At 34.1% G+C, this 23592-nt stretch carries 19 protein-coding genes, 1 pseudogene and 1 CRISPR repeat array; all 20 genes and pseudogenes read left to right on the plus strand.

The genetic code is table 11. The features are described 5' to 3' along the window. Nucleotides 1–566 precede the first annotated feature (566 nt). Nucleotides 567–2408, plus strand: a complete 1842-nt coding sequence (locus EFD62_RS15635; protein WP_069193123.1) for a TIGR02556 family CRISPR-associated protein — start codon at nucleotides 567–569, stop codon at nucleotides 2406–2408. Further along, complete coding sequence (cas7b, locus tag EFD62_RS15640) at nucleotides 2408–3325, plus strand: type I-B CRISPR-associated protein Cas7/Csh2 (protein WP_069193124.1); 918 nt, start codon at nucleotides 2408–2410, stop codon at nucleotides 3323–3325. Before EFD62_RS15635 ends, cas7b begins: the two co-directional genes overlap by 1 nt. A 14-nt stretch (nucleotides 3326–3339) precedes the next feature. Further along, nucleotides 3340–4053 carry a type I-B CRISPR-associated protein Cas5b gene (gene cas5b, locus EFD62_RS15645; RefSeq protein ID WP_128706437.1) on the plus strand — a complete coding sequence of 238 codons (714 nt, stop codon included), beginning with the start codon at nucleotides 3340–3342 and terminating at the stop codon, nucleotides 4051–4053. A gap of 11 nt (nucleotides 4054–4064) precedes the next feature. Continuing rightward, nucleotides 4065–6467, plus strand: coding sequence for a CRISPR-associated helicase Cas3' (gene cas3 / locus EFD62_RS15650; protein WP_128706438.1), 2403 nt, complete (start codon nucleotides 4065–4067; stop codon nucleotides 6465–6467). A gap of 13 nt (nucleotides 6468–6480) precedes the next feature. After that, nucleotides 6481–7149, plus strand: coding sequence for a CRISPR-associated endonuclease Cas6 (locus EFD62_RS15655; protein ID WP_128706439.1), 669 nt, complete (start codon nucleotides 6481–6483; stop codon nucleotides 7147–7149). 323 nt (nucleotides 7150–7472) lie between these two features. Then, a complete protein-coding gene (locus EFD62_RS15660) occupies nucleotides 7473–8225 on the plus strand; it encodes a hypothetical protein (RefSeq protein WP_128706440.1) in 753 nt (250 codons plus the stop codon). After that, on the plus strand, nucleotides 8197–9876 hold the full coding sequence (locus tag EFD62_RS15665) for a CorA family divalent cation transporter (RefSeq protein WP_128706441.1): 1680 nt from the start codon (nucleotides 8197–8199) through the stop codon (nucleotides 9874–9876). Before EFD62_RS15660 ends, EFD62_RS15665 begins: the two co-directional genes overlap by 29 nt. Nucleotides 9877–9957: 81 nt before the next feature. After that, nucleotides 9958–11082 (plus strand): hypothetical protein, encoded by a 1125-nt coding sequence (locus EFD62_RS15670; RefSeq protein ID WP_128706442.1) that lies wholly within the window; start codon nucleotides 9958–9960, stop codon nucleotides 11080–11082. A 3-nt stretch (nucleotides 11083–11085) separates the two neighbouring features. Continuing rightward, entirely contained in the window at nucleotides 11086–12771 is a 1686-nt protein-coding gene (cas10, locus tag EFD62_RS15675) for a type III-B CRISPR-associated protein Cas10/Cmr2 (RefSeq protein ID WP_128706443.1), read from the plus strand. Then, nucleotides 12761–13990, plus strand: a complete 1230-nt coding sequence (locus EFD62_RS15680) for a type III-B CRISPR module-associated Cmr3 family protein (RefSeq protein ID WP_128706444.1) — start codon at nucleotides 12761–12763, stop codon at nucleotides 13988–13990. Before cas10 ends, EFD62_RS15680 begins: the two co-directional genes overlap by 11 nt. Before the next feature lie 17 nt (nucleotides 13991–14007). Then, nucleotides 14008–14841 carry a type III-B CRISPR module RAMP protein Cmr4 gene (cmr4, locus tag EFD62_RS15685; protein WP_128706445.1) on the plus strand — a complete coding sequence of 278 codons (834 nt, stop codon included), beginning with the start codon at nucleotides 14008–14010 and terminating at the stop codon, nucleotides 14839–14841. Between the two features lie 4 nt (nucleotides 14842–14845). Beyond that, nucleotides 14846–15211: a type III-B CRISPR module-associated protein Cmr5 gene (locus tag EFD62_RS15690; protein WP_162302528.1), complete on the plus strand. Its 366-nt coding sequence runs from the start codon at nucleotides 14846–14848 to the stop codon at nucleotides 15209–15211. Further along, the gene (gene cmr6, locus EFD62_RS15695; RefSeq protein WP_235832678.1) at nucleotides 15211–16053 is read left to right on the plus strand and encodes a type III-B CRISPR module RAMP protein Cmr6; all 843 of its coding nucleotides are present in this window, start codon (nucleotides 15211–15213) and stop codon (nucleotides 16051–16053) included. Before EFD62_RS15690 ends, cmr6 begins: the two co-directional genes overlap by 1 nt. A 660-nt stretch (nucleotides 16054–16713) precedes the next feature. Further along, nucleotides 16714–17852: a CRISPR direct-repeat array (repeat unit 37 nt; unit sequence GTTGAAGAGGGACTTCCAGTAAAACAAGGATTGAAAC). A gap of 150 nt (nucleotides 17853–18002) precedes the next feature. Next, nucleotides 18003–18998 carry a CRISPR-associated endonuclease Cas1 gene (gene cas1, locus EFD62_RS15700; protein ID WP_128706447.1) on the plus strand — a complete coding sequence of 332 codons (996 nt, stop codon included), beginning with the start codon at nucleotides 18003–18005 and terminating at the stop codon, nucleotides 18996–18998. Continuing rightward, complete coding sequence (gene cas2, locus EFD62_RS15705) at nucleotides 18992–19282, plus strand: CRISPR-associated endonuclease Cas2 (RefSeq protein WP_128706448.1); 291 nt, start codon at nucleotides 18992–18994, stop codon at nucleotides 19280–19282. Before cas1 ends, cas2 begins: the two co-directional genes overlap by 7 nt. Beyond that, nucleotides 19257–19871 carry a CRISPR-associated protein Cas4 gene (cas4, locus tag EFD62_RS15710; protein WP_128706449.1) on the plus strand — a complete coding sequence of 205 codons (615 nt, stop codon included), beginning with the start codon at nucleotides 19257–19259 and terminating at the stop codon, nucleotides 19869–19871. The genes cas2 and cas4 overlap by 26 nt, the downstream gene beginning before the upstream one ends. Before the next feature lie 1079 nt (nucleotides 19872–20950). Next, the gene (locus EFD62_RS15720) at nucleotides 20951–21217 is read left to right on the plus strand and encodes a hypothetical protein (protein WP_235832679.1); all 267 of its coding nucleotides are present in this window, start codon (nucleotides 20951–20953) and stop codon (nucleotides 21215–21217) included. Nucleotides 21218–21220: 3 nt separating this feature from the next. Continuing rightward, a complete protein-coding gene (locus EFD62_RS15725; protein WP_128706451.1) occupies nucleotides 21221–22150 on the plus strand; it encodes an ankyrin repeat domain-containing protein in 930 nt (309 codons plus the stop codon). Nucleotides 22151–22786: 636 nt separating this feature from the next. Further along, nucleotides 22787–23089 carry a hypothetical protein gene (locus tag EFD62_RS15730; protein WP_235832680.1) on the plus strand — a complete coding sequence of 101 codons (303 nt, stop codon included), beginning with the start codon at nucleotides 22787–22789 and terminating at the stop codon, nucleotides 23087–23089. After that, nucleotides 23074–23466 (plus strand): annotated as a pseudogene (locus EFD62_RS15735) (RHS repeat domain-containing protein); the annotation flags it as partial. The gene EFD62_RS15730 and the pseudogene EFD62_RS15735, both read left to right, overlap by 16 nt. Between the last annotated feature and the right edge of the window lie 126 nt (nucleotides 23467–23592).

Genomic DNA, 23592 nt, shown 5'->3' on the forward strand with positions numbered 1-23592 from the left:
TCTTCCCTTAGGACCTCGATTACTATTTTTGCTTTTTCTTCAGGTGTAAAATGTCTTCTCTTTTCCATAGTTCCATTTTAACTTATTTTTGCTGTTTTGTCTGTCTTAATTTCTGGTATCATTATATTTTGTGCTATAAGTTGAAGTAGGACTTCCAGTAAAACAAGGATTGAAACCTATGTCGTCTGTGTTTTCGAGTTCAACGACATAATGTTGAAGTAGGACTTCCAGTAAAACAAGGATTGAAACGGAATTATGTGTTTCCCCCCTACTCTTTCTGAGGGGAAGTTGAAGTAGGACTTCCAGTAAAACAAGGATTGAAACATGTACCCTAGCCATCCGCATTCACCAGCCTAGTATGTTGAAGTAGGACTTCCAAAAACAGGAGATAGCACGAAATAATTGCGAATATATTGCAAATACAACACAAACTACAATGTAAAACCAGTCAAAAAATGCTGCAAAACAACAAGTTTTGTCGAAAAAAGTTACAAATATTGACACCCCATATTATATAATATACAATGGTGATATAAAATTTTGCTGCTGTGAAAGAGGGTGACTGCTTGCTTGCAGGTGTATTGCAGTTGGGACAGTATGTAATCAATAACAGAGGCACTGACACTGAAGAGTATCTTCAAGTTATTGAGAACCCTAATGACAAAGGCAATTACAATCATGTCTTAAAGATTGCATTTGATTTTGCAAAAGATAATGTAACCTACCGTGGCATTGAGTATGAAGAATTTTCATTAGGGAAAATAAATAAGTACGCATATAAAAAGGGGAGTGCAAGAGGCGGTGATATAACACCTACGTCAAAGTATACAGATCCAATAAAAACTCTAAACAAGATAACGATATCATTTAATGATGTCTTAAAAACTACAAATCAAAATGATGACGAACAAAAGATATTTAATAATATTTACGGATACATATCTTTAAATCATGAAGACATTGAAAACGATATCACTGAAAAAGTCAAATCCACTCCATTGAAAAAAGGCGAATCCTTTATTATTACCGTCACAATATTTGATAACAATAATGAAAAATATATGGGTGATTTCCAGTTGATAAGAAATCATCTTGCCAGAATTTTAGATGAGCAGTATTACAGCAAGTACGGTAAAACGTCAAAGGGTAAAGGTATCTGCTACTATTGTAAGAATGAAAGCGAAGTCTTTGGGTTCGTCAATACATATAATTCCTATACCGTTGATAAAATTGGGTTTGTGAGCGGTGGCTTCAAGCAGGAAAACGCATGGAAGAACTATCCTGTATGTGCCAGTTGTGCCCAGAAGCTGGAGCAGGGCAAGAAATACATTAGGGAAAACCTAACATCGAGGTTTTCAGGTTTTAATTATTTTGTAATCCCTAAAGCAGTGATAAGGGATGCATATGATGAAGCGGAATTTATAGAGGCTCTTGAGGAATTTGAAAAGAATACGAATTTTTCTACCAGTGAATCGACAAAGCAAAACCTTCTTGGAAGTGAGAAAGATTTCCTCGAAATAATGAAAGACAGTAAAAATTATCTTAATTACAATATGCTTATTTTTAAAGAAGAGCAGTCGGGAAGTGTATTTAGAATACTGCTTTACATAGAAGATATTGTTCCGAGTAAGGTAAAGAACATATTAAGAGTAAAAGACCGGGTAGATGAGGTAGAGTTATTTAAAAATCTTCCGGGTAAAGATAAAACAACCTATGACTTGAAGTTTGGCTTTGATAAAATAAGGACCTTTTTCCCGAATAATAGGATGGAAGGTAACTTCGACAAGAGCTTTCTTGAGATTTTAAACAATGTGTTTACATATAAGAAGATAAATTTCAAATTTCTTTTGGACAGAATGATTTCGAAGATAAGGGTTGCCTTTACAAGGGAGGAATATGTGGACTCTCTTGTACTCCAAGCGCTAATGAGCATTATGTTCATTGATAAACTTAATTTGCTAAGTGATAAAGGGAGAGGGGTGCAGAAAATAATGGTTGAAAAGACCGAGAAGAATAAAAAATATCTGGACTTTTTTGAAAATGAAAGTCAGAAGGATCTTTTCAGTTCAGATTATAAGAGGGCAGTGTTTTTGACTGGAGTACTGACTGAAAAGTTGTTAAACATACAGTATAAGGAGAGAGGGAGTAAGCCCTTCTACAGTAGGCTCAACGGTCTGAAATTGGATAAAAACATAATAAAAAGAATATATACCGAAGCCATTAATAAATTAAATGAGTATAATAAGAATTATTATAAAGAGCTAGAATATCTTATTGGCATGTACATGTTGGGAGAGAAAGCCGAAAAGGGTATCTCCAATGATGAAATCAGTTTCTACTTTGTGCTTGGAATGTCACTTGCAAGACATTTTAATGAAGAAAAGAAGAGCGGAGAGGATGAAGAATAATGATTAAAAACAGGCAGGAGATATTATTTTTATATGATGTCACAGATGCAAACCCCAACGGGGATCCCTTGGATGAGAACAAGCCTCGAATTGATGAGGAAACAGGGATTAATATTGTAACGGATGTAAGGCTTAAAAGAACCGTAAGAGATTATTTATACAACTATAAGGGGTATGACGGCTCCGATGGAAAGGATATATTTGTAAGAGAGATTGAATCCGAAAAGGGTGGAATAAAGGATGGTAAAGCCAGGGCAAAGGACTTTAAAGAGAATTTGGATGAAATTCTGGAAAAGGCCATAGATATAAGGTTGTTTGGGGGAGTAATTCCCTTGGATAAGGCATCAATAACTTTTACCGGACCGGTACAGTTTAACATGGGTAGGTCATTGAATAAAGTCAACTTAAAGCATATAAAAGGTACCGGTGCATTTGCATCGGGAGAGGGAAAAGCCCAGAAGACATTTAGAGAGGAATACATTGTGCCTTATTCCATGATTGCTTTTCACGGAATAATAAACGAAAATGCAGCAAAGGAGACCAGACTTACCGATGAAGATGTGGATTTGCTGGATGAGGCAATGTGGAACGGTACAAAGAATCTAATTACCCGTTCTAAAATGGGGCATATGCCGAGAATTATGCTTAGGGTGGTATATAAGGAAGGACAAAATTTCTTTATAGGAGATTTGCAAAATAAGATAGCTCTTAATTTTGACATGGAAGAAGAAAAAATCAGGACAATCAAGGACTATTCAATTAATTTGGATGAGCTTATAGATGAGCTGGCACAGTACAGCGATAAAATTGAAAAAGTTGTGTTTGTCGCAGACAGAAATTTGAAGCTGTCATATAAAGGTCAGGGATTTGATTTGAAGGATATAAAAGAAATACAGTTTCAGGAAAAAACTTTTTAGAGAGAGGGAGATAAATGGCTGAAAAATATCTGGTTTTTGATATTCGTGCCTGTTACGGTCACTTCAAAAAACCTTATACCACAACGTCTCCCCTTACATATTCAATTCCAACCAGAACTGCTGTCTCAGGAATAATTGCGGCCATGCTGGGATTTGGAAAAGAAGAATACCAGAAGCATTTTACAAAGGACCAAGCCAAAATTGCAATTGGAATAAAGAGTCCGATAAAAAAGGTTAGAATCAGTGAAAATTTAATTAACACAAAAAAATCAATGAATATAATACATGAACGAACTCAGATAAAGGTTGAGTTCTTGAAGGATGCATGCTACAGGATTTACTTCACGCATGCAAATAATCAAATTTACGAAAGGCTTAAAGAGCTCCTCAATGACCACAGCACGGTTTATACAATCAGTATGGGGCTTAGTGAAAACCTTGCAAATTATACTTTTGCAGGTGAATTTGAAGGGCATGAAGTGAATGGAAATAAAGAGGTCGTAGAATTTTCGAGTGTTTTGCCTTTGGAGTCACTTAAAAAAGGTGATGTGGAATACGAAGATGACAGGGAGTATTTTACGGAAACCATACCGGTGGAAATGGATGAAGGCAGAAATGTGAAGGAGTATAGAGAGGTATTGTTTGAAAGAAACAGCAATAAAATCAGGGCAAAGATAGATTCCTACATTAGAATTGAAGGAATAGGTGAAAATATTATGATTATATAAGAGGTGGGGCAATGTTGCTTTCGCACCCGGGAAAGCTACTTTTGGATCATTTAAGAAATGTGTTTTTAATTGGGGACAGTATTCTGATGCAGAGAAAGACCGGATTTAATAGTTTTTCCCATGATGAAGTCCGCCAATTAAACAGGTTGAATTTACTTACCCATGATCTTGGCAAAGCTACATCATATTTTCAAGATTACATAAGAAGTGTGGATAAGAACATGCAAAAAAATGATGAAAAGAAGAGACACGGTCTTTTGTCAGGGGTTTTATCCTTCAAAATTGTAAACACAGTTATGAAGGATGAGAGCCTTGCTTTTTTGTCTTATATAGTGGTTTCGAAGCACCACGGTGAGCTTGATGATTTTACAAAATATATTTCTGTATTAAGCGGAGAAGAAAAGAACATAACACTTTTGATGCAGCAGTTTGAAAGCATTGATAGAGGCAAGTTGCAGGAAGTCATTACAGGGCTCGGAATTGATTTTGACATATTGGATTATACAGTTGATGAGTTCAAGGAAGACATTGATTATCTTACTTCAAGAAAAGTCAGAAAGAAGTTAAAAGAATTGATGGGGTTTGAAGCTTTTTTATTGATTGATTATTTATTTTCCCTATTGATTTTTTCCGATAAGCTCGAGGCGATATATAACAGCGAAAATATGAATATTGAAGACTTTATCGAAAAAAGCACCAAAAGACCCAAGATATCGTCGGATTGTGTTGATAAATTCAAAGAAGGTCTTGAAATAAAGAATATTCGGATGGCTGAGTGGAGAGATAAGGCATATGAAAATGTTTTAAGCAGTGTTGAAAACCTTCGGCTTGAGGAGAAGATATTATCTATTAATCTTCCTACCGGTTCCGGAAAAACGCTTACAGCACTTAAAGCTGCTTTGCGATTGAAGGAGAGGATAAGTGAGGAGAAGGGTTATAACCCACGAATTATTTATGTTCTCCCATTTACTTCGATTATCGAGCAGAACTTTGACGTTTTTCAGAGGGTCTTAGGCACCACCGAGTCCAATGTGCTTTTAAAGCATCATTATTTATCGGAGAGGGTTTATCAATGGGAAAGGGAAGGAGAAAGGGAGATCTACAGCGATGCAGTTTCTGAGCATCTTGTGGAGTCTTGGGATTCGGAAATAGTTGTGAGCACCTTTGTGCAGCTTTTGCATTCCATATTTACAAACAGGAACAGAAAGCTTAAAAAGTTTCACAACATTGTTAATTCTATAATAATATTGGATGAGGTTCAGAGTATACCCCACAGGTATTGGAATCTGGTGCGGGAAACCTTTAGTGCCATGGCAAAGTATTTAAGCTGTCATTTCATTTTTATGACTGCTACCATGCCGTTGATTTTCTCGGAAGAAAATAAGGAAATATATGAGCTGGCGAAGGATAAAAGGAAATATTTTGAAGAGTTTAGCCGCATAACCATTGATGCGGGACGGTTGGCGGAGAAGATGACAATTGACGAATACAAGGCATTGCTTTTGGATGACATCTACCGCTATGAAGAGGATGACTTTCTTATAGTGATGAACACCATTAGGACTTCTGTCGAGATATATTCATTTATAAAAGAGGAGTTTGGCGACAGGGTGGAGATTTATTATCTGTCCACCAATATTATTCCCAAAGAGCGGCTTGAGAGAATAAAGAAGATAAAAATGAGCAAAAACCGGAAGATAATTGTATCAACTCAGATGATCGAGGCTGGTGTGGATATTGATATTGACCGGGTTTATAGGGATTTCGGTCCAATGGACAGCATCAATCAGACGGCAGGAAGGTGCAATCGCGAATGGGGTGAGAAAAAGGGAATTGTCACGCTGGTAAATCTGGTAAATGAGAATCATCACGATAGGCCCTATGCAGCATATATCTACGATAATGTATTGATGGAGGAGACGAAAAACGCCCTTTCGGGTCTTGAAATGGTTGAGGAAAAAGAGATTTTTAGCCTGGCAGAAAAATATTACAGAGGTTTAAAAAGCCATGGAAGTGACGAAAGCGCAAAATTGCTGGATTGCATAAAGGAGCTTCGCTACAGGGAGGCTTTTGAAGGCGGGAAGGACGACAAGAATTCCGGGGGATTTGAGCTTATACGTCAGGAATTTGAGACGGTGGATGTATTTGTTGAAATAGATGATGAGGCAACAAAAACTTGGCAGATGTATCAGAGGATAAAGCAAATGAAGGATAGATTTGAACGTAAGAGGGAGCTCAATAAGCATAAAAAAGATTTATATATGTATGTGCTGAGCCTTCCGGAGTTTGCGGTAAGAAAACAGGTTGATATTGATGAAAAGGATATTACTTTTATAAGCAGGGAAATGGTTTTTAACACCTATGATGAAGATACGGGCTTTATGAGGGACTTGGAAAAAGACTACTTTTTTTAATGGGGGAATTGGCTTGGATATTAAGATGCTAACGGTGAGATTGGAAGGTAATAAGGTTGAAAGCAGGGATGTACCGAAGATAAGGGGTTATTTGGCCGGGAGATTTCCCCAATATCTTGAGCTTCACAACCATCTGGGAGGGGACAAATTTAACTATGGTTATCCGGTAATTCAATATAAGTCCATAGGTGGAGTGCCGAATATTATTGCGATCAATGAAGCTTCAAAGATATTGATAGATATTTTCTATGATGTAAAGGAAATTGACATGAAGGACAAGGTCATGAGCATTTTGGAAAAGGGTTATGTGTTAAAGACTAAGGAGCTTGGGACAACTGAAGGAATGATTGAATATAAATTTTTGACGCCATGGTTGGCACTGAATCAGGAGAATTACGAAAGGTTTGCAAACTCGGGGTTGGATGAGAGGACGGATATTTTAAAGAAGGTTCTTACGGGGAATATACTGTCTATGGCAAAAGGTCTGGGCTATTGGGTGGACAAGCCTATTGAGGTGCTTATTAAGCTGAGCCCGGTTGAGGTGAATTATAAGGATAGGAAGATGATAGGGTTTAAAGGAGGGTTTATGACCAATTTTATAATACCGGACCACCTGGGGCTGGGTAAGTCGGTGGCAAGGGGATTTGGTACGGTGGCAAGGGTTGGCGGGGGTTTTGTGTAATCCTTGTTTTAGTGGAACACATAATAGTTACAAAATAAATTTCAAACCTTATTATAATGGATACTAAATAATTATACCATTAAATAAGTAGTAAATAAATATGGGAATAAAATAAAAAGATAAATATTTTTGCAGTAAAATGTTGACATAAGAGTATGAGTATTGTAACATAAATATTGAATTGTTTTAATAATTACATAATAATAAAAAATACAATAGTTAGCTCTGATGTTTAAATAAGTTTATTTCTTTAATACATCAATTTATCTATTATGATGGGAGTAGTTTAGTATATTAGTATATCAAAAAGGATTGGTTTAGAAGTGAAATACTATTTTTTGCTTGGCGGATATGACCTTGAAATGCAAGAAATAAAAAATATATTACAGAAAAAAGGAATCCCTTTTTTAGATAATAATCTAGGATGGGGAGCTAAATTGAGCAATTATAAAGATGCGATTAATAGCATAAAAGAAAAGGATCAAATTGTTTTTGTAGGTATAGAACTTATAAAAGACATTGAAATTGATGGGATTTATAAGGAAATTGATCATCATAATGAAAATAGCAATAATAAATCTTCTATAGAACAAATTGCCGACTTATTAAACATTGAATTAACAAGAAAACAAAAATTGATTGCTGCAAATGATAAAGATTATATTGAAGGAATGAGAAGGATGGGGGCAACCGATGATGAGATCAAGGAAATACGTAGACGGGATAGAAGATGTCAGGGAGTCACAGAAGAGGAAGAAGAATTGGCGGAAAGATCAATTATTGAAAATATGAAAGATGAAAATGGATTGATAATAGTTCGTTCACTGACAAATAAGTTTTCACCCATTGTTGACAGATTATATCCTTATGATAGATTAATCGTTTATTCGCCAGATGAGGTATGCTATTATGGCAACAATGCTAGAAAGGTAGGCGAGCATTTTAGAAAAATATATAAAAATAATACTTATTATGGTGGGAGAAATGACGGTTATATGGGGATTGTTGTAAAGGGATTGGAAAATAAAGATGTAGAGGAGGTTGTAAATGAAATTAAAGGAAAACTCAATCAATAGTTATCACATATTTATGTTGCCTTTTGAATGTAGAAAGAACGGGAAGGTTATTACAAATATAAGAGATATTAGAAAGGATATAGATTCTAAAAAATGGCAACTGAAAGTACTTAAGATTGAGTCGAGTTTAGATTATAACCAGTATAGGTATTTTTATGATAATGTTCGTAAGGCTATTTACACTTATGAGGATGAGGATAAGCAAACTGTTCTAAACTATACGTATAAAGAAAAGCTGGATAAATATGTGATTGCCGTAAAGGATAAAGAACATGAAGAAGAAGTTGTAGAAGAATATGAACTAGAAATTGAACAAATAACGCTTAAGATGTATGCAACTGGTGTTGGTATTATTTCATTTCATTTGTGTAATAAGAAAGATGGAAACGAAGACGATATTCTAAAGATCAACGAATATGGAAGAAGGGTTTATCCGCAATTTTTAAGTGAAGAATCTCCTGCCACGAAAGCTGTAAAAAGCAAATTTTTGGCAGACAAATTACAGATAAAATTTATGGACGGATCTGAAGATGATTTCTCAATATATGATAACATTTCAGAAGTAAATAGGTATAGAGATTATATTTCTAGAATAATTATAAATCTTTTAGGAAATGAGATGTTTAATTGCAGATGTAGTAGTTCCGGTGAAGAAACTGAAAAGATAGAGATAACACCAATTATTGATGATAGGATGTTTACGATTTGTTGGTATGGTAGTCCAAGGATGAAGTACCGACCTGAGGAAGATCAAATTTATATTAACTCATTCAAAATTAATGAGAAAGGGGAAAGAAAATATAATTATTTAAGTGATGACTTCTGGTATAAGTTTATTTTTGTAGATGGTAAAGATAAGGGGTGCGAAGATTATGAAATGACCGAAGAACTTTTAAAAGAGCATACTTATACTAGATGGATTAACTATGGCACCTTATATGGTATATCGAGATATTCTTTTGTTTTACTTACTACAGAACTTTGTAAAGATAATCAATTTCTTTTAAGCCATCTACAAACAATGTACTATGAAATGGTTTGCCTTGTATTAGCACAAAGAGCATCTATACTAAGTTTTTCAAATAGGGTTACTGAAATCACAGAAGGGAATTTTAATCAAAATTCAATAGATGATATTCAGAATCTTCGTAAAGATTATATAAATTTTATCAATAAAATATATTTCAGAGAGGTTACTGCTCAAGAGCAGGGAATAGAGCTGTACGATAAAATTGTGCAATTTTGCAGAATTGATAGGGATATAAAGGACTTAGAAGGTGAAATTGATGGACTGCATCAATATGTATTGCTTGAAGAAGAAAGAGAAAAAAGAAGCCGAGAGGAAAATACAAATGCATTATTAGCTATTATAACAATTATTACGAGTTTATTTGCTGTACCATCTTTTTTTACGGGATTTTTTAGTATGGATAATTTTAGGGGCTTAAGTGAAAAATCTTTCTATGAATTAATCATACATCCATATGTTTTACTTCAGCTATTTTATATTCTTTCGCCTGGCTTTATTTTCCTATTATTAGCTATTAGATATTGTTTAAGAAAAAAAATACTTAATGGTTCGAAATTTCTATTTAGCATTATTGGAATACTTATTTTTCTTTATTCCATCTTAATTATTATTTATGGATAAGGGACTTGCATAACCTAAAGTGAAATTCTGCAAAAAACATAGATAAATTAAGAAAATGATAGTATATTGAGGGAGGGTAATATGAATAGTCATATAATAGAACTTAAACAACATACACCACTAATTCATTTTCAATCAAAGCAACAGGGAGCTACAATAAGGGCTACAGAGTTGAAACCTAAAATTGATAGTTTTATTATGAATAGATTAAATGACGTTGCCCCTGAGCTGTTTGAAAGATACCAGAGAGTAATAAATGAAGATAATTTCCCTATTAAAAGTTGTATATCTAGTAAATATAAGATATCTATTACAAGTACTTACTTAAAAAACGGAGACAGTAAAAGAACTCCATATTTTGGTGATAATAAGAGCGGAGTGATGCTGCTTAAAGACATTAAAGTAAAAATATTCAGTTATAATAGAGAGTTGGCTGAATTAATCAGGGATATGTTACCATATGTATTGGTTATTGAAAATTTTGGAACACGCCAAAGTAAAGGTTTCGGTTCCTTTACAACATTGTCAATAAGTAAAGATGAATATGAAAGAATATTAAAGCTAAGTAGCGACACTATAGTTTACCACAAGGAGGTAAAAAATGGCAGAAATGTATTAGAAGAAATTAACAAAGACTACAATTTGCTAAAAGCTGGTGTTAACAACCCGTATACTAGGAGGTATGAGAAATCGAAGCTATTTTTTTATATGAATGAAAAGAATATTAAATCAGAAAAGGCAATGATAAAAAGCAAATTAAGAGACGAGTTTGAGGAAATTTATAATTCGTTAGAAGGTGATAGTGAACGTTATAAAATAAGTAATCTGAGTAATTGTACATATCGTTATGTAAGAGCAATGCTTGGACTTGCAGAACATTTTGAGTATAAAACGAAGGTAGCGGACGAAAAGATAAATATAGAAATATGTGATAATGAGAAGGCTGTTGAGCGTTTTAAATCCCCAATTCAATTTAAAGTATTTGAGAACAATATATACTTAATAATAAAAAACATACCTAACGAAATGTATAATCGCGAATTTTCATTTAAATTAGGTAAAACGATAAAAAAGAATGGAGAAAAACACCAAGATAGCGTTGATCCGGATTTTTTAACTATTAGAACACCAACTAAAGATGAATTTGATTTATGTGATTTTGTTAAAGCAAAAATAGGTTCATTAAATTATAAGGAGGTGATGTAAATTATGGAGATGAAAACTTATATAGGAATAACAGTCGGACCTATTTATAAAACAATGTGCGGAGCTCGCGATGCTGGTCAACTGTGGGGATGTAGTTATATTTTTTCGTATATAATTAAAGAAATAATGAAGAGGATATATGATTTAGAACCCAAAAGACAGTTTATAACTCCGTATGTTGATGGTGAGTTATTTAAGAAGGAAAAAGAAAGTTACTCTCATATAGGTATTTTCCATGATAGGTGTATATTTGAAAGTCAAGAAGGCGATTTGGAGAAAGTGAAAGAAGCAACGGAAGAAGTATTAGAACTTCTCTCAAGGAACTATTCTGATGATGCTAAAATAAAAGATTATATTAATCAATATTTCCAAATTTACTATGTAGAAAAACACATAAGGGCAGATGAGAAAGTATTTACTATTATGACAGAATGTTTAGATAGTCTTGAATTAAGGCAAAAATATATTAGCATTGAAGAACACAACTATGTGACTTCTTTATTTAAAAATGACAATATAAAAGACAATATAGATAATATTCCACTCTTTATAGATGCTTTTTCTAATAAAAAAAATACAAATAGAGGTTGTATTCTTTTAAAGAATGAAGATAGCAGGAGATTTATTTCGGTTCCAGAAATCGCAATCAAGGAATTTAATATAGACGCTAATGAAAGCAATAAGTTTATTCAATCTGGCAATTTTTACACTAAGCTTAGTAAATATATAGAGGAACATAAAATAAAGAAAAAATTAATGAAATATCATAAGTATATTTGTATTATTCAATCAGATGGGGATAGTGTTACACGCATCATGAAGGATATTAATACTACTGAAGAATTTGAGGAATTTTCCAAAAGACTTTCTTATTTTTCTATGGGTGCTTGTGATGCAATTGAAAATTACAATGGAGTTCCTGTTTATGCTGGAGGAGATGATTTATTATTTTTTGCACCTATAAAGAATGAAAAAGGAGAAACATTTATTGACTTGATTAATAAAATCAATGATTGTTTTAATGAAATATTTAAGGAATATATAAATAGATATGAGTCAGAAGGACCTATACCATCAATGTCATATGGAGTTTCCATAACTTATTATAAATATCCTCTTTATGAGGCGTTGGGACGAGCAAAAAGTCTGCTTTTTGACAAAGCAAAAAAATATTGTATAACAGTAGATGGGCAGAAAAAAGAAAAAAATGCTACGGCAATAAAGGTTCTAAAACATAGCGGACAAGAATTTGGTCTAACATTTAGGAATAATTCTGTTGAAGCGGGCATATTTACTGACATTTTAAAGTATAGCATTAAAAAGAGTAAGGATCAAACAGGCGAAAAAGCAAGAATTTTTGAACAGACTGATGATATTCTAAGCAACATAAGCATAGAGGAAGAAAAAAGCAGAATTTTATCGTCTGTGCAGTATAGCTTAACAAAATATAGAATTATAATTAATAAGATTGGGACAGACAGGAAAAAGTTAGACAATTTATTTATAAACGTGTTTAATCATGATATACATAAAAAGAGTGACGAATATATAAAGAAAATTATTGATTTGGTATATGGGGTATACAGTTCTAGAAAAGATGATACTGAGAAAGCAATTAGATTTAAAACTGTAGAATCATACTTAAGTTTCATCAAATTTATGCAGGAAAGTGGTGAGTATGATGTATGAATATCTTATTAAATTGAAGCCTTTAGATATGTTCTTTTTTGGTGGTGAGATCACTTTTTCAAGCGGTGGAGAGGTCAAGAGTGATGAAGAAGGGAAGGGGACCAGTGGAAGGCAGGATAAGAGAAAAAATTACCTTGTAACTTCAAATTTATTTCCTCAGCAGACTTCTTTGCTAGGCATGATTAGAAAACAATTGCTAAAAAATAAAAATATGTTTAAGGAAAATCCAAAGGATTATACACAGCATGATATAGCAGATATGAAAAAACTAATTGGTGAGAGAAGTTTTTCTTTTGGGGGAAGGAAGGAAAAACAAAGCTTTGGTGTTATAGAAAACTTATCTCCCGTGTTTATAATGAAGAAGGATGAAATGTATGTGTCTGTGCCATTAGATGATAGTTCTATTTTGAATAAACCTTCGAGCGAAAATAATGAAGGAAATCATCATTCTACGATGTCAGATGGTGTTTGTGTTTCGCATAATAAGTCTAACAGTGAAAAAAGGGTCTATAAACCTTATAGACTTATTCGAGAGGATGGAAAGACCAACTTTGGCGATTCGATATTTCTACTAGAAAATTATGAACCTAAAAAAGGGTTAAGCGAAGGTTTATTAAACGTTGCTAACGGTGAAATCATAACAGTTGGAGATGTTTTTCAAGAAGTAGAGAAAATTGGTATACGGATACAGAAGAAAGGTATGAAACAAGAAGATGATTATTATAAACAGACTTTCTATCGGCTTAATAATGACTATTATTTTGCATTTTATGTTACATTGAAGGAAAAATTGGATGAGAGCAGTAATTTATTTGCAACTCTTGGTGGAGAGGGTTCAACCTTTAAACTAGAACTTGAATGTGTTGATGATAAAAGCGATCCTCAAGTGTGTGAATTTCCTAATTGTTTAAGAAACTCTGTTTTGAATAAAGAAAAGGAAGAGAAAAAGGATTGCTACGATAAGATTATACTAATCAGCGATACATTTTTTGAAGAGGACATTCATAATTATTGTGTTTTCAATATAATTATGACGGAAGATTTCAGAAATTTTAACTATCGGTCTGGGAATTATACTTATAGTAAGAAAAATATATCAAATAAATATACCATGATTAAAAAAGGTTCTGTACTATATACGGACAAGCCAGAGGCTTTAAAATCAAAAATAGATGAGTATAAAGGGTTAAAGCAAATTGGCTATAATTACTATATTTAAGGAGGGTTTGATGTATTATGGGTTTGTACATAATTGATGCGAAAACTAATATGCATGTTGGTAGTGGAGATATTACATATGATATTGTTGATAAGAAAGTTCAGCGAGATGTTGTAACATCATATCCTGTGATTTATTCTTCAAGCCTTAAAGGAGCTTTGAGAGAATATTTCAACTACTCAGGTGAAAGTGATGAAATAGTGAAGTATATTTTTGGTTCGGAAAGTGATTCAAGTAATGAAAGCTTTTCAGAAGGACAATATAAATTTTTTAATGCAAATCTTTTAAGTATACCTGTGAGAAGTAATAAAAAACCTTTTTACAGAGCTACTTGTGGATATATAATTCGTGAGTTTTTAGACACTATTAATAATTTCAATATTTCTTTTTCGGATAAAGAGCTTTTCGAAGGTTTTATTGAAAAAGCAAATGAAGTTGAAGATAATTCGCCAGTTGTGCTGGATACCCAAGAGGGTGTTATACTTGAAGATTATATTGCTGCAAAGGGATTTGATTTTTCGAAGATAAAAGAAATTGAAAGGTATCTTGGAGAAAATATAGCTGTTTTTTCTGATAATGATTTTAAGGAGTTTGTGAAATATCTTCCTATTATTGCGAGAAACAAACTTACTAACGGAGAGAGTAAGAATTTGTGGTACGAAGAGGTTGTGCCGAGAGAGTCAAGATTTTACTATGTTGTTCTAGCAGGCGAAAAGTATCAAACTCAATTTAAAAATGTTATTGAAAAAACAAAAGAAAAGCCCATCCAAATTGGTGCAAACGCTTCAATTGGTTTTGGTTATGCTTTTATTACAAAGGTAGGTGATATTGATGAGTCGAAGAAGAGTTGAAGAAATGATGGATAGAGCAGTAGATATAATAAGTGAGAAGTTTTCAGAGCAAGGCAAGATACCAAAGGAAATGGAGGGTTACATAGCTTCTTTTGGAATGAGCATTAGACAGAGTGGTTTGTTAACAGCAACGGCGTTTTATGAGAACAAGAACTCTGAGAAGAAGAAAAACAGAAGTAACCTAATGTTAGCTATATTGGATCTTATTAAGGATGGACAGGAAAATGAAGAGGATTCCTTATTTGAATATGTGAGAAAGAATAAAGATAAAGATTTACTTTTAAAAGAAAAGATAATGGATGCTGCTACAGCTTTGAAAATGGCTATGAGGGTTTTTGAATTTAATGAAGAAAGCATGGGTGAGGAATAATGGAAATGTATAGAGGGAATCTGGGATTACTGTTTTATAAAGATTATTTCTTGAATGAAAACAGGGAAACGATTTTTGTTTGGAATGAACAAGAGAAAGGTGTGGGTGTTAACGAATCTCAAGAGAGATATGGGAAATGTATAGAAAAGTCAAATCAAAAACTGATCGGATGGAAAATGAAACAAGAAGATATACACGCAAACAAACATATATATAATAAGTTACGGGATGAAATAATTGAATTAAAATTTAAAACTACATATCCCGGACTTTTGATAGGTAGCGGATATAATCATGATGTTAGTGCGGATGATGCTTTTAAACTTGGCATGGAATTTGACTATACAACTGGTTTGCCTATAATTCCAGCTTCTTCGGTAAAGGGAGTATTAAGAAGTGCTTTTCCCTCACAATATGAGGGTGAAGATGCGGAAAGTAGAAAGGAATATATTAAAGATATACTAAATGAAGTTGGAATAAGTGTGGATGTTGAAGAGTTGGAGTTGAATATATTTGAAGGCGTTAAGGACGGAAGAAGGATGTCAGTTTACAATAGAGATGTTTTTTATGATGCGGTAATATCAGTTAAAGAGAATGTAGACAAGCAAATTTTAACAGAAGACTATATTACACCTCACAAAGAAGAACTAAAAAATCCAACTCCAATTAAGTTTTTAAAGATTGCATCTGGCATCCAACTAGAATTTCGGTTTAAATTGACAGATATGGATGGTAAAATAGATAAAAATAAAAAGAAGGATGTTTTTAAAAGAATCCTTTTAGATTTAGGGATTGGCTCAAAAACAAATGTAGGCTATGGAAAACTTTTAGAGGTACGTTAGTATGCTTTATGTCTATACTGAACATAAATGGCCTTGTATATGATATGGTTGAATAGAGGCTATATGTATGAAATAGTTTTTTGTCTATTCATACAAAGAAAGTATAGAATGACTTTTGACAGAGTTGAAGAAACGTATTATCTTAATAAAGAAGGAGAACAACTGCCAATATCGGAGTATAACAAAGAGTTGGAAGTAAAATTGTGAATATTATTTAGTACGCTTATCACAAAACTATGAATTTATTGATAAGCAAAAATACAAGGAGTTCAAAAAACAGTTGAAGACTACATGAATTTGATGTGTTCTATATAAGGGATAAATAAAGAAGAACTGTTTGCTGAACGTGAGTTTGTAAAGATATAAACAGGAATTAATATGGACTGAAAGCAAATAAAGTATTGAAAATAGAACTTGATTATGATATGTTTTAATTGAGATTACAAGCAATATTTACAAAATGTGGATGAAGAATTATTGGGCGATCTGTATTAATGGCCTCTAAAGCATTGGAGATACAGGGGTGTAAGTCTATGTTGATAACGAAAAATTGCATAAAAAATGATAAAATTTCGATGTTTTTTGATGAAAGAAGTATAAAAAAGTTCAGTCAAAAAAGTCTTGTAAAGCTTGAAATTTGAGGGATATCATCTTCCGGACGTTGAAGAGGGACTTCCAGTAAAACAAGGATTGAAACAGGAGTTTGGTTTAACTCTTTTTTGCGGTGCTCAGGTTGAAGAGGGACTTCCAGTAAAACAAGGATTGAAACTAACATCCTTTTCTTCTTCATTTAAATCATTCCACCAGGTTGAAGAGGGACTTCCAGTAAAACAAGGATTGAAACTATCCGTGTCAAGTCCTGAAAGTTCTTGAACTGCCTGGTTGAAGAGGGACTTCCAGTAAAACAAGGATTGAAACAACAAAGAGTTAAGGAAGATAAAATCCGATATGATGGTTGAAGAGGGACTTCCAGTAAAACAAGGATTGAAACATTATAAACCAAGGAACAGTAAATCTACTGTCCAAAGGTTGAAGAGGGACTTCCAGTAAAACAAGGATTGAAACCAGAAGTGAAAACCTCTATTGCAGACTTCTGGAATTGTTGAAGAGGGACTTCCAGTAAAACAAGGATTGAAACTTATATCCATCCAACAATCCTCCCCAAACTGTTGTCATGTTGAAGAGGGACTTCCAGTAAAACAAGGATTGAAACACCAAATCTTCAAATTCATCAATACTACCAACAAAGCGTTGAAGAGGGACTTCCAGTAAAACAAGGATTGAAACACCGTTCAGCTTCAGCTTTTGCCTGGGGAGATCTTGGTTGAAGAGGGACTTCCAGTAAAACAAGGATTGAAACAAAATTAACTTTCAATTTTGGCAAAATAAAAAAATAGTTGAAGAGGGACTTCCAGTAAAACAAGGATTGAAACTTGATTCCAATATAACCAGGTATTCATCATCCTGAGGGTTGAAGAGGGACTTCCAGTAAAACAAGGATTGAAACGAATTGCCAATATTGCCTTTGTTTCGTCTCTTGTCAGTTGAAGAGGGACTTCCAGTAAAACAAGGATTGAAACTGAAAGGCGCAGATAGGGAGGATGAAGATTGATGTTGTTGAAGAGGGACTTCCAGTAAAACAAGGATTGAAACTGGGAATTGATTACTTTACGGGGCTTATTGTTGCTGGTTGAAGAGGGACTTCCAGTAAAACAAGGATTGAAACGGGTTAGCATAATACCCCTCCCAATGCTGATAATCCGTTGAAGAGGGACTTCCAGTAAAACAAGGATTGAAACATGATGTGTTAGAACTTTCTGGACGTATTTTGCGAGTTGAAGAGGAAATTCCAATAAAAAACAAGACTCTAAACCTACCTCAATTCGACGCCCAAACTCGTTGATGAGGCATTGAAGAAGATAATAACTAACCTTACAAGGAGGTGCAAAATGAAGCTGATTCTAAACACACCCGGACTTTACCTTTGCAAAAGGGGAGAATGCTTTCAAATTCAGAGCGAGAATGAAAAACGAGAAATAGCCGCGGCCAAAGTCGACCAAATAATGATTACTACCCATGCTGCCCTTACAACTGATGCAATTGAGCTAGCCCTTGAATACAATATTGACATCATATTTCTAAAAAGCTCGGGACAGCCAATGGGGCGTGTATGGCACTCCAAACTTGGAAGCATCAGCACAATTAGAAGAAAGCAGTTATTCCTTCAGGATAGCCCATTTGGACTTCGACTTGTAAAAGAGTGGATTATTGAAAAGATGGACAATCAAATAAGATTGTTGAAAAAATTGGAAGTTAACCGCAGAGACGAAGAAAAACGTGCAATAATAAAAGATGCTTTGCAAAGGATTGAGAATCAAAAATATAACATTATGTCAATTAAAAAAGATGAAACAGTAAACAATGTAAGAAATACGCTCCTTGGCTATGAAGGAACTGCCGGAAGAGCATATTTTGAAGCTCTTGGCAAGCTGATGCCCGAAAAATATGCTTTTGAAGTTAGAAGTAGAAATCCCGCAAAGGATCCATTCAATTGTATGCTCAACTATGCTTACGGTGTGTCATATTCCAGTGTTGAAAAAGGCTGTATAATTGCAGGGTTGGACCCATATATAGGTATTATGCATACCGACAATTACAATAAAAAGGCTCTTGTATATGATATGGTTGAAATGTACAGGGGGTATATGGATGAAATAGTTTTCCGGCTGTTTAGCACAAAGAAAGTTCAGGATGATTTCTTTGACATGGTTGAAGATGCTTATTATCTTAATAAAGAAGGAAAGCAATTGCTCATATCGGAGTATAACAAAGAGTTGGAAGTTAAAATGAATTACAGGGGAAGAAGGATAGAATTTGCCAACATTATTCAGTACGATTGCCATCAAATTGCAAATCGGATACTGAAGGAGGATATACAATGTTGACCTGGGTAATTTATGATATTGTGTCCAATAAGACCAGAAATAAAATCATAAAGAAGTGCAAAAATGTTGGACTTTATCGTGTGCAAAAAAGCGTATTTCTTGGTGACCTTGAGAGCAATAAGTTTGATGAGCTAAAATTGGAGCTTGACAGCATGATAAACAAGGACAATGATTCGGTTTATGTGTTTACAATGAGCAAGGCTGAGCTCAATAAGGCAGGTTTGTTGGGACAAGCATTTGATAAGGAGTTGGTAACTGATGAAATCATCTCAAAGTTTTTTTAACGAGAATCAATGCTATATCACACCTTCGGACATGATTGAGTTCCTTTATTGCAAGAGATTTATTTATTATATGAAATGCCTTGGAATTGGCCAGAATGAAGAGAAGCGTTTTAAAGTTATGATGGGAAGAGAAATACATAAGAAGAGAGGGGAGCAGAATAAGAATTACCTGCCGAAGAAAATTGGCTCCACCGGTAAAATGATAGGGGTAAACTTGGTTTCTGAAAAGTATGGAATACGAGGAAGTGCAGACGAAGTTCACACGCTTATTGATGGAACAATGGCACCTCTTGATTATAAATTTGCTACATACGATGAAAGACTCTTCAAGACTTATAAGAATCAGCTTGTCATGTACGCAATAATGATTGAGGAGAATTTTGGAGCGCAAGTCCAAAAAGGATTTTTAGTGTATTGCAGAGAAGAAAACAGGCTGGTGGAAGTTTGCGTGACAGAAGAAGATAAAGATAAAGTTTGCAGCTATATAGAGGAGTACAGAAGGGTCCTAGATGGATATTATCCTGAAGCAACAAAGCAAAAAAGTAAATGCCTTGATTGCTGTTATGGAAATATTTGTATAAAAATATAGCAATGAAAAATCTAAGAAAACTCACAAGCCACTGCTAAAAAGTATTACAAGGGCTTCCTTACATCTGATAAGACAATTATTCTCCCTAATAATACCTAAAGGCAAAATTGTTTTGTCCTGTTCAATAGCATTAAGAAACATACCTATCTCTATGTTAATGGCTGCATTGTACCGTTATAAAGGAAATGCATTTTTGGTATTTTCTTTGCAGTCGCAATGACATCATACTCTATTTCTTTGGTAGAAATCAAAGGGGATGGTGAACAGAACTAAAGTATCAAACGGTATATGCGATGCAGGTATTAATTCTTTTTTGGCAGTCTTGAGGATTAAATCTTCATATCAATTTGATAGTCTTGTGTTCTAATTTTCATAGCATGAATCCTTTCCTCTGTATTTATTGTTGTTAGCAACTCAATCATACCGAGAATGAGTGTCTCGTGATATTTTTATTGCCTAATATTATTGATTTCCAATGTGAAGAGGTACTTTTACAAGTGATCCTGCTCCACTTACAGCAAAATATCTCTATGGGGTTAATGGTGTTAGCTTTTATAGAATAACAGGAAAAAGAGAGTAAATATAAAAATTAATGTATATAATATTTGCTTATTTGCAATCAAGAGACTGGCAAACATTTTCCTAAATAAAAGGGAATTTGCTTGCCAGTCTCTTTTACATCATCATCGAGCAAGATAACATGATTTTATGTTGGAGAGTAATTGGGAGTATGTAGAAAATTAGAGGGACAAATTTAATTGAACTCAAAAGTAACTAATGGTATAATTACCATAATTAATATTAAACTAGTTTGCAAGTAGGGGACTGAAGTTAGATATGCAGATAAAAATAATGCCTGAAGACATGGCAAGGATAGTTAGCAGCACAAATCAATTATCGGACAAATAAGACTGGAGAGAAAAAATATTCAATGGTGACAGAGGAATGCCTATATTGCTAACAATCCGATAAAAGAGGCACAATATCAAAAAAATCCGGGTGCCAATGTAACATTTGTTGGACATTCGAAGGGTGGCGCTGAAGCTGTTGCAAATGCAGTAGCTACCAATAAGAATGCAATGCTATTCAATCCTGGAACAGTGTTCTTAAAAGCGTATGATTTAAAAAAATCGGATTATGATGCGGAGATGACTGCATATATTGTGGAAGATGAAATTTTGAATAATATTTTTGGACTTATATCAATACCAATAGATAAAGTGGTTTACTTACCTACGCAGCATTTGGGGGATACAGGGAATCCTACTATAGATACAATAAATTCGGTAAAAAATCATTCGATGAAAGCAACGATAGAAGCAATAGAAGAATGGGAGGGAAAATAGATAATGAGTAAGAAGATAATCCTTGTTATACTAATTGCTATTATAATGACTTTTCCAGCTTTATTATCTTCATGTCAGTTCAATATATTAACGGAAGAGGGAGAATACAGAATAACGAATGTAAAAATCTTCAAAGATACTCCTGTATGGGAATTGGCACTAGCTGTTAAGGGTCAAAAAACCCGTACAATTGAAAAAATAGCAAAAGAAAATCCCGATTTGTTAAATTACCAGGAATCCAAATATGGAGCAACTTTACTATTATGGGCAGTTGGGATGGAGAAGTACAAATCCGCAGAAGCTCTATTAAAATGTGGGGCTGATCCTAATATTGCTTCAACAGTTGATGGAAAGACTCCACTTTATTTAGCAGCAGGATTCTCTTGGGTAGATAATTATGCCAAAAAGGACCCTAAGTTTGTGAAGCTCTTACTAAAATACAATGCAGATCCAAACATAAATTATGGTGGAGATAGAATTATTGAACCGGGAACTAGCCCACTCATGAGAACAATACGGTGTGGTATTGAAAAGACAAAGGCTTTGGTAGAAGCAGGAGCTGATATCAACTATAAAACGAAGAGTGGAGCGACAGCCGCAATTAAAGCATTGTCAGCGGGTCAAAATGCAACATTGGAAGGATTGGAATATGCACATTATTTGATAGTAGATAAGAAAGCGAAGGTAACAGATCCTTATTATCCTTGGATGGTTTATGAAGGAGACACTATCCAAGAATTATTTCCGGTAGATATACTAAGGCGTTGGGTCTGTCCTTTAGACTCAGAAGAATACAGAATAAAAATGGAGATAGTTGAGGAATTTGCTCGGCAGGGTGTAAATTATTGGGATACGGAAATTAACAAGTCTACTCTTGAACAAATAAAAAAGCTTTATCCTGATACTTGGGAGGAATATATAAAGAAGTATTAAAAAATCTATGTTCTTTCCGTGAAAGTTCTTCAAAGAAAAAAGGATGTATATTAAGATAAAGGCTGTCTAACTTGGTTATCAGGGGCTTTTGCGGCATAAAAGGATATTTTTGAATAGGATTATTCCATTTATTCCACTGAGCTTTGGTGACTAAGTTTCTTTATACATTGCAGAGATTGTTGATGGATGAATGGAAAAAGTAAGCATTACCAATGTTTTATATAGTTAACCAATGTGTTGTATTTACCAACTAAAAGCTTTCGGAGCGTCTTCGAGAGATCTTGTTCATTTTATCAAAATAATCAGTAGGATGGGATTATTATAAGTTAAACATACCCAACAGAGAAACTTTATTGAATTCCAAAGTAACTAATGGTATAATTACCATAATTAACGTTAAATCAGTTTTGTAAGTAGGGGGCTGAAATTAGATATGCAGATAAAAATAACACCTGAAGAGATGGCAAGGATAGCTGGCAGGATAAAACAATTATCTGACAAGTTTGAGGATATAGCACAGGACGTAAAAAAATAGCACGATCCATTGACTGGGAGCTTAGAAGCAGAGAAGGAATAGATGATAAGGCATCGAAGGCTCAAGCATCGGCAAAAAAGATAGCCGACGGATTCGACACAATGTCAAAAGACCTCATAATGGCAAGAGATCGATTGATAGATGCAGACAATAAGGCTGCGTCCAAAGCGAGAAAGATGAAGACTGCAAGCTTTAAAAGCCGAGTTGCCTCAGCAATACTTTCCGGTGGTCTCTCATCAGCTATAAAAGCAGGCTATTCATTATGGCATAAACTTTTAGGCCCCGGAAGTGCAAACTGTCCGAACACGTTTGCAGGAGACCCTATAAACGTAGTATCGGGGAATTTCTATTTAACAAGGAGAGATATAACCATACCTTCAAGGGGTATTGGACAAGACTTCTAAATATAGACCCGTCAGGCAAAGAAATGTTTATGTACAGGTATGCCTATGACGGAAACGGCAATCAGATACTGAAGGAGGAAAATGACAAAGTCACAGCCTACAGCTACGATACACTAAACCGCCTGGAGGAGGTAATATACCCAGGCCAGATTAAAGAGAGATTTACCTATGATGCCAACGGCAATAGACTTAAGAGGGAATTCGGAGACATATGGGAGCAATATGAATATGATAATTGCAATAGATTAATCCAAAAAATTAAGAATGGATTAACAACAGAATATGAGTATGATGAAAGAGGAAATCTCATAAGAGAGAAAGAAGGTCAATTAAATAAACTATACAGCTATGATGGATTTGACCGACTGACCCATGTTGTAGTTCAGCACTTTAAAATCGGAATAAAAAGCAAATTAAAATTCTCTTAATACCAGTGAAAACAGCAAAATAAAATTCTATACGCATAATACTACCGGAAAAAAAGCAATAAAAAGCAGGTCAAT

Origin of the sequence: Acetivibrio mesophilus (assembly GCF_004102745.1) — a bacterium.
Lineage (GTDB): Bacteria > Bacillota > Clostridia > Acetivibrionales > Acetivibrionaceae > Hungateiclostridium > Hungateiclostridium mesophilum.

What these genes read in the sequence shown, in the direction of transcription:
- cas7b (WP_069193124.1), top strand. Translation starts at nt 2,408, where the DNA reads ATGATTAAAAACAGGCAGGAGATATTATTTTTATATGATGTCACAGAT.
- cas5b (WP_128706437.1), top strand. Translation starts at nt 3,340, where the DNA reads ATGGCTGAAAAATATCTGGTTTTTGATATTCGTGCCTGTTACGGTCAC.
- cas3 (WP_128706438.1), top strand. Translation starts at nt 4,065, where the DNA reads ATGTTGCTTTCGCACCCGGGAAAGCTACTTTTGGATCATTTAAGAAAT.
- EFD62_RS15665 (WP_128706441.1), top strand. Translation starts at nt 8,197, where the DNA reads ATGAAATTAAAGGAAAACTCAATCAATAGTTATCACATATTTATGTTG.
- EFD62_RS15670 (WP_128706442.1), top strand. Translation starts at nt 9,958, where the DNA reads ATGAATAGTCATATAATAGAACTTAAACAACATACACCACTAATTCAT.
- cas10 (WP_128706443.1), top strand. Translation starts at nt 11,086, where the DNA reads ATGGAGATGAAAACTTATATAGGAATAACAGTCGGACCTATTTATAAA.
- EFD62_RS15680 (WP_128706444.1), top strand. Translation starts at nt 12,761, where the DNA reads ATGATGTATGAATATCTTATTAAATTGAAGCCTTTAGATATGTTCTTT.
- cmr4 (WP_128706445.1), top strand. Translation starts at nt 14,008, where the DNA reads ATGGGTTTGTACATAATTGATGCGAAAACTAATATGCATGTTGGTAGT.
- EFD62_RS15690 (WP_162302528.1), top strand. Translation starts at nt 14,846, where the DNA reads ATGATGGATAGAGCAGTAGATATAATAAGTGAGAAGTTTTCAGAGCAA.
- cmr6 (WP_235832678.1), top strand. Translation starts at nt 15,211, where the DNA reads ATGGAAATGTATAGAGGGAATCTGGGATTACTGTTTTATAAAGATTAT.
- cas1 (WP_128706447.1), top strand. Translation starts at nt 18,003, where the DNA reads ATGAAGCTGATTCTAAACACACCCGGACTTTACCTTTGCAAAAGGGGA.
- cas2 (WP_128706448.1), top strand. Translation starts at nt 18,992, where the DNA reads ATGTTGACCTGGGTAATTTATGATATTGTGTCCAATAAGACCAGAAAT.
- cas4 (WP_128706449.1), top strand. Translation starts at nt 19,257, where the DNA reads ATGAAATCATCTCAAAGTTTTTTTAACGAGAATCAATGCTATATCACA.
- EFD62_RS15720 (WP_235832679.1), top strand. Translation starts at nt 20,951, where the DNA reads ATGCTATTCAATCCTGGAACAGTGTTCTTAAAAGCGTATGATTTAAAA.
- EFD62_RS15725 (WP_128706451.1), top strand. Translation starts at nt 21,221, where the DNA reads ATGAGTAAGAAGATAATCCTTGTTATACTAATTGCTATTATAATGACT.
- EFD62_RS15730 (WP_235832680.1), top strand. Translation starts at nt 22,787, where the DNA reads ATGTCAAAAGACCTCATAATGGCAAGAGATCGATTGATAGATGCAGAC.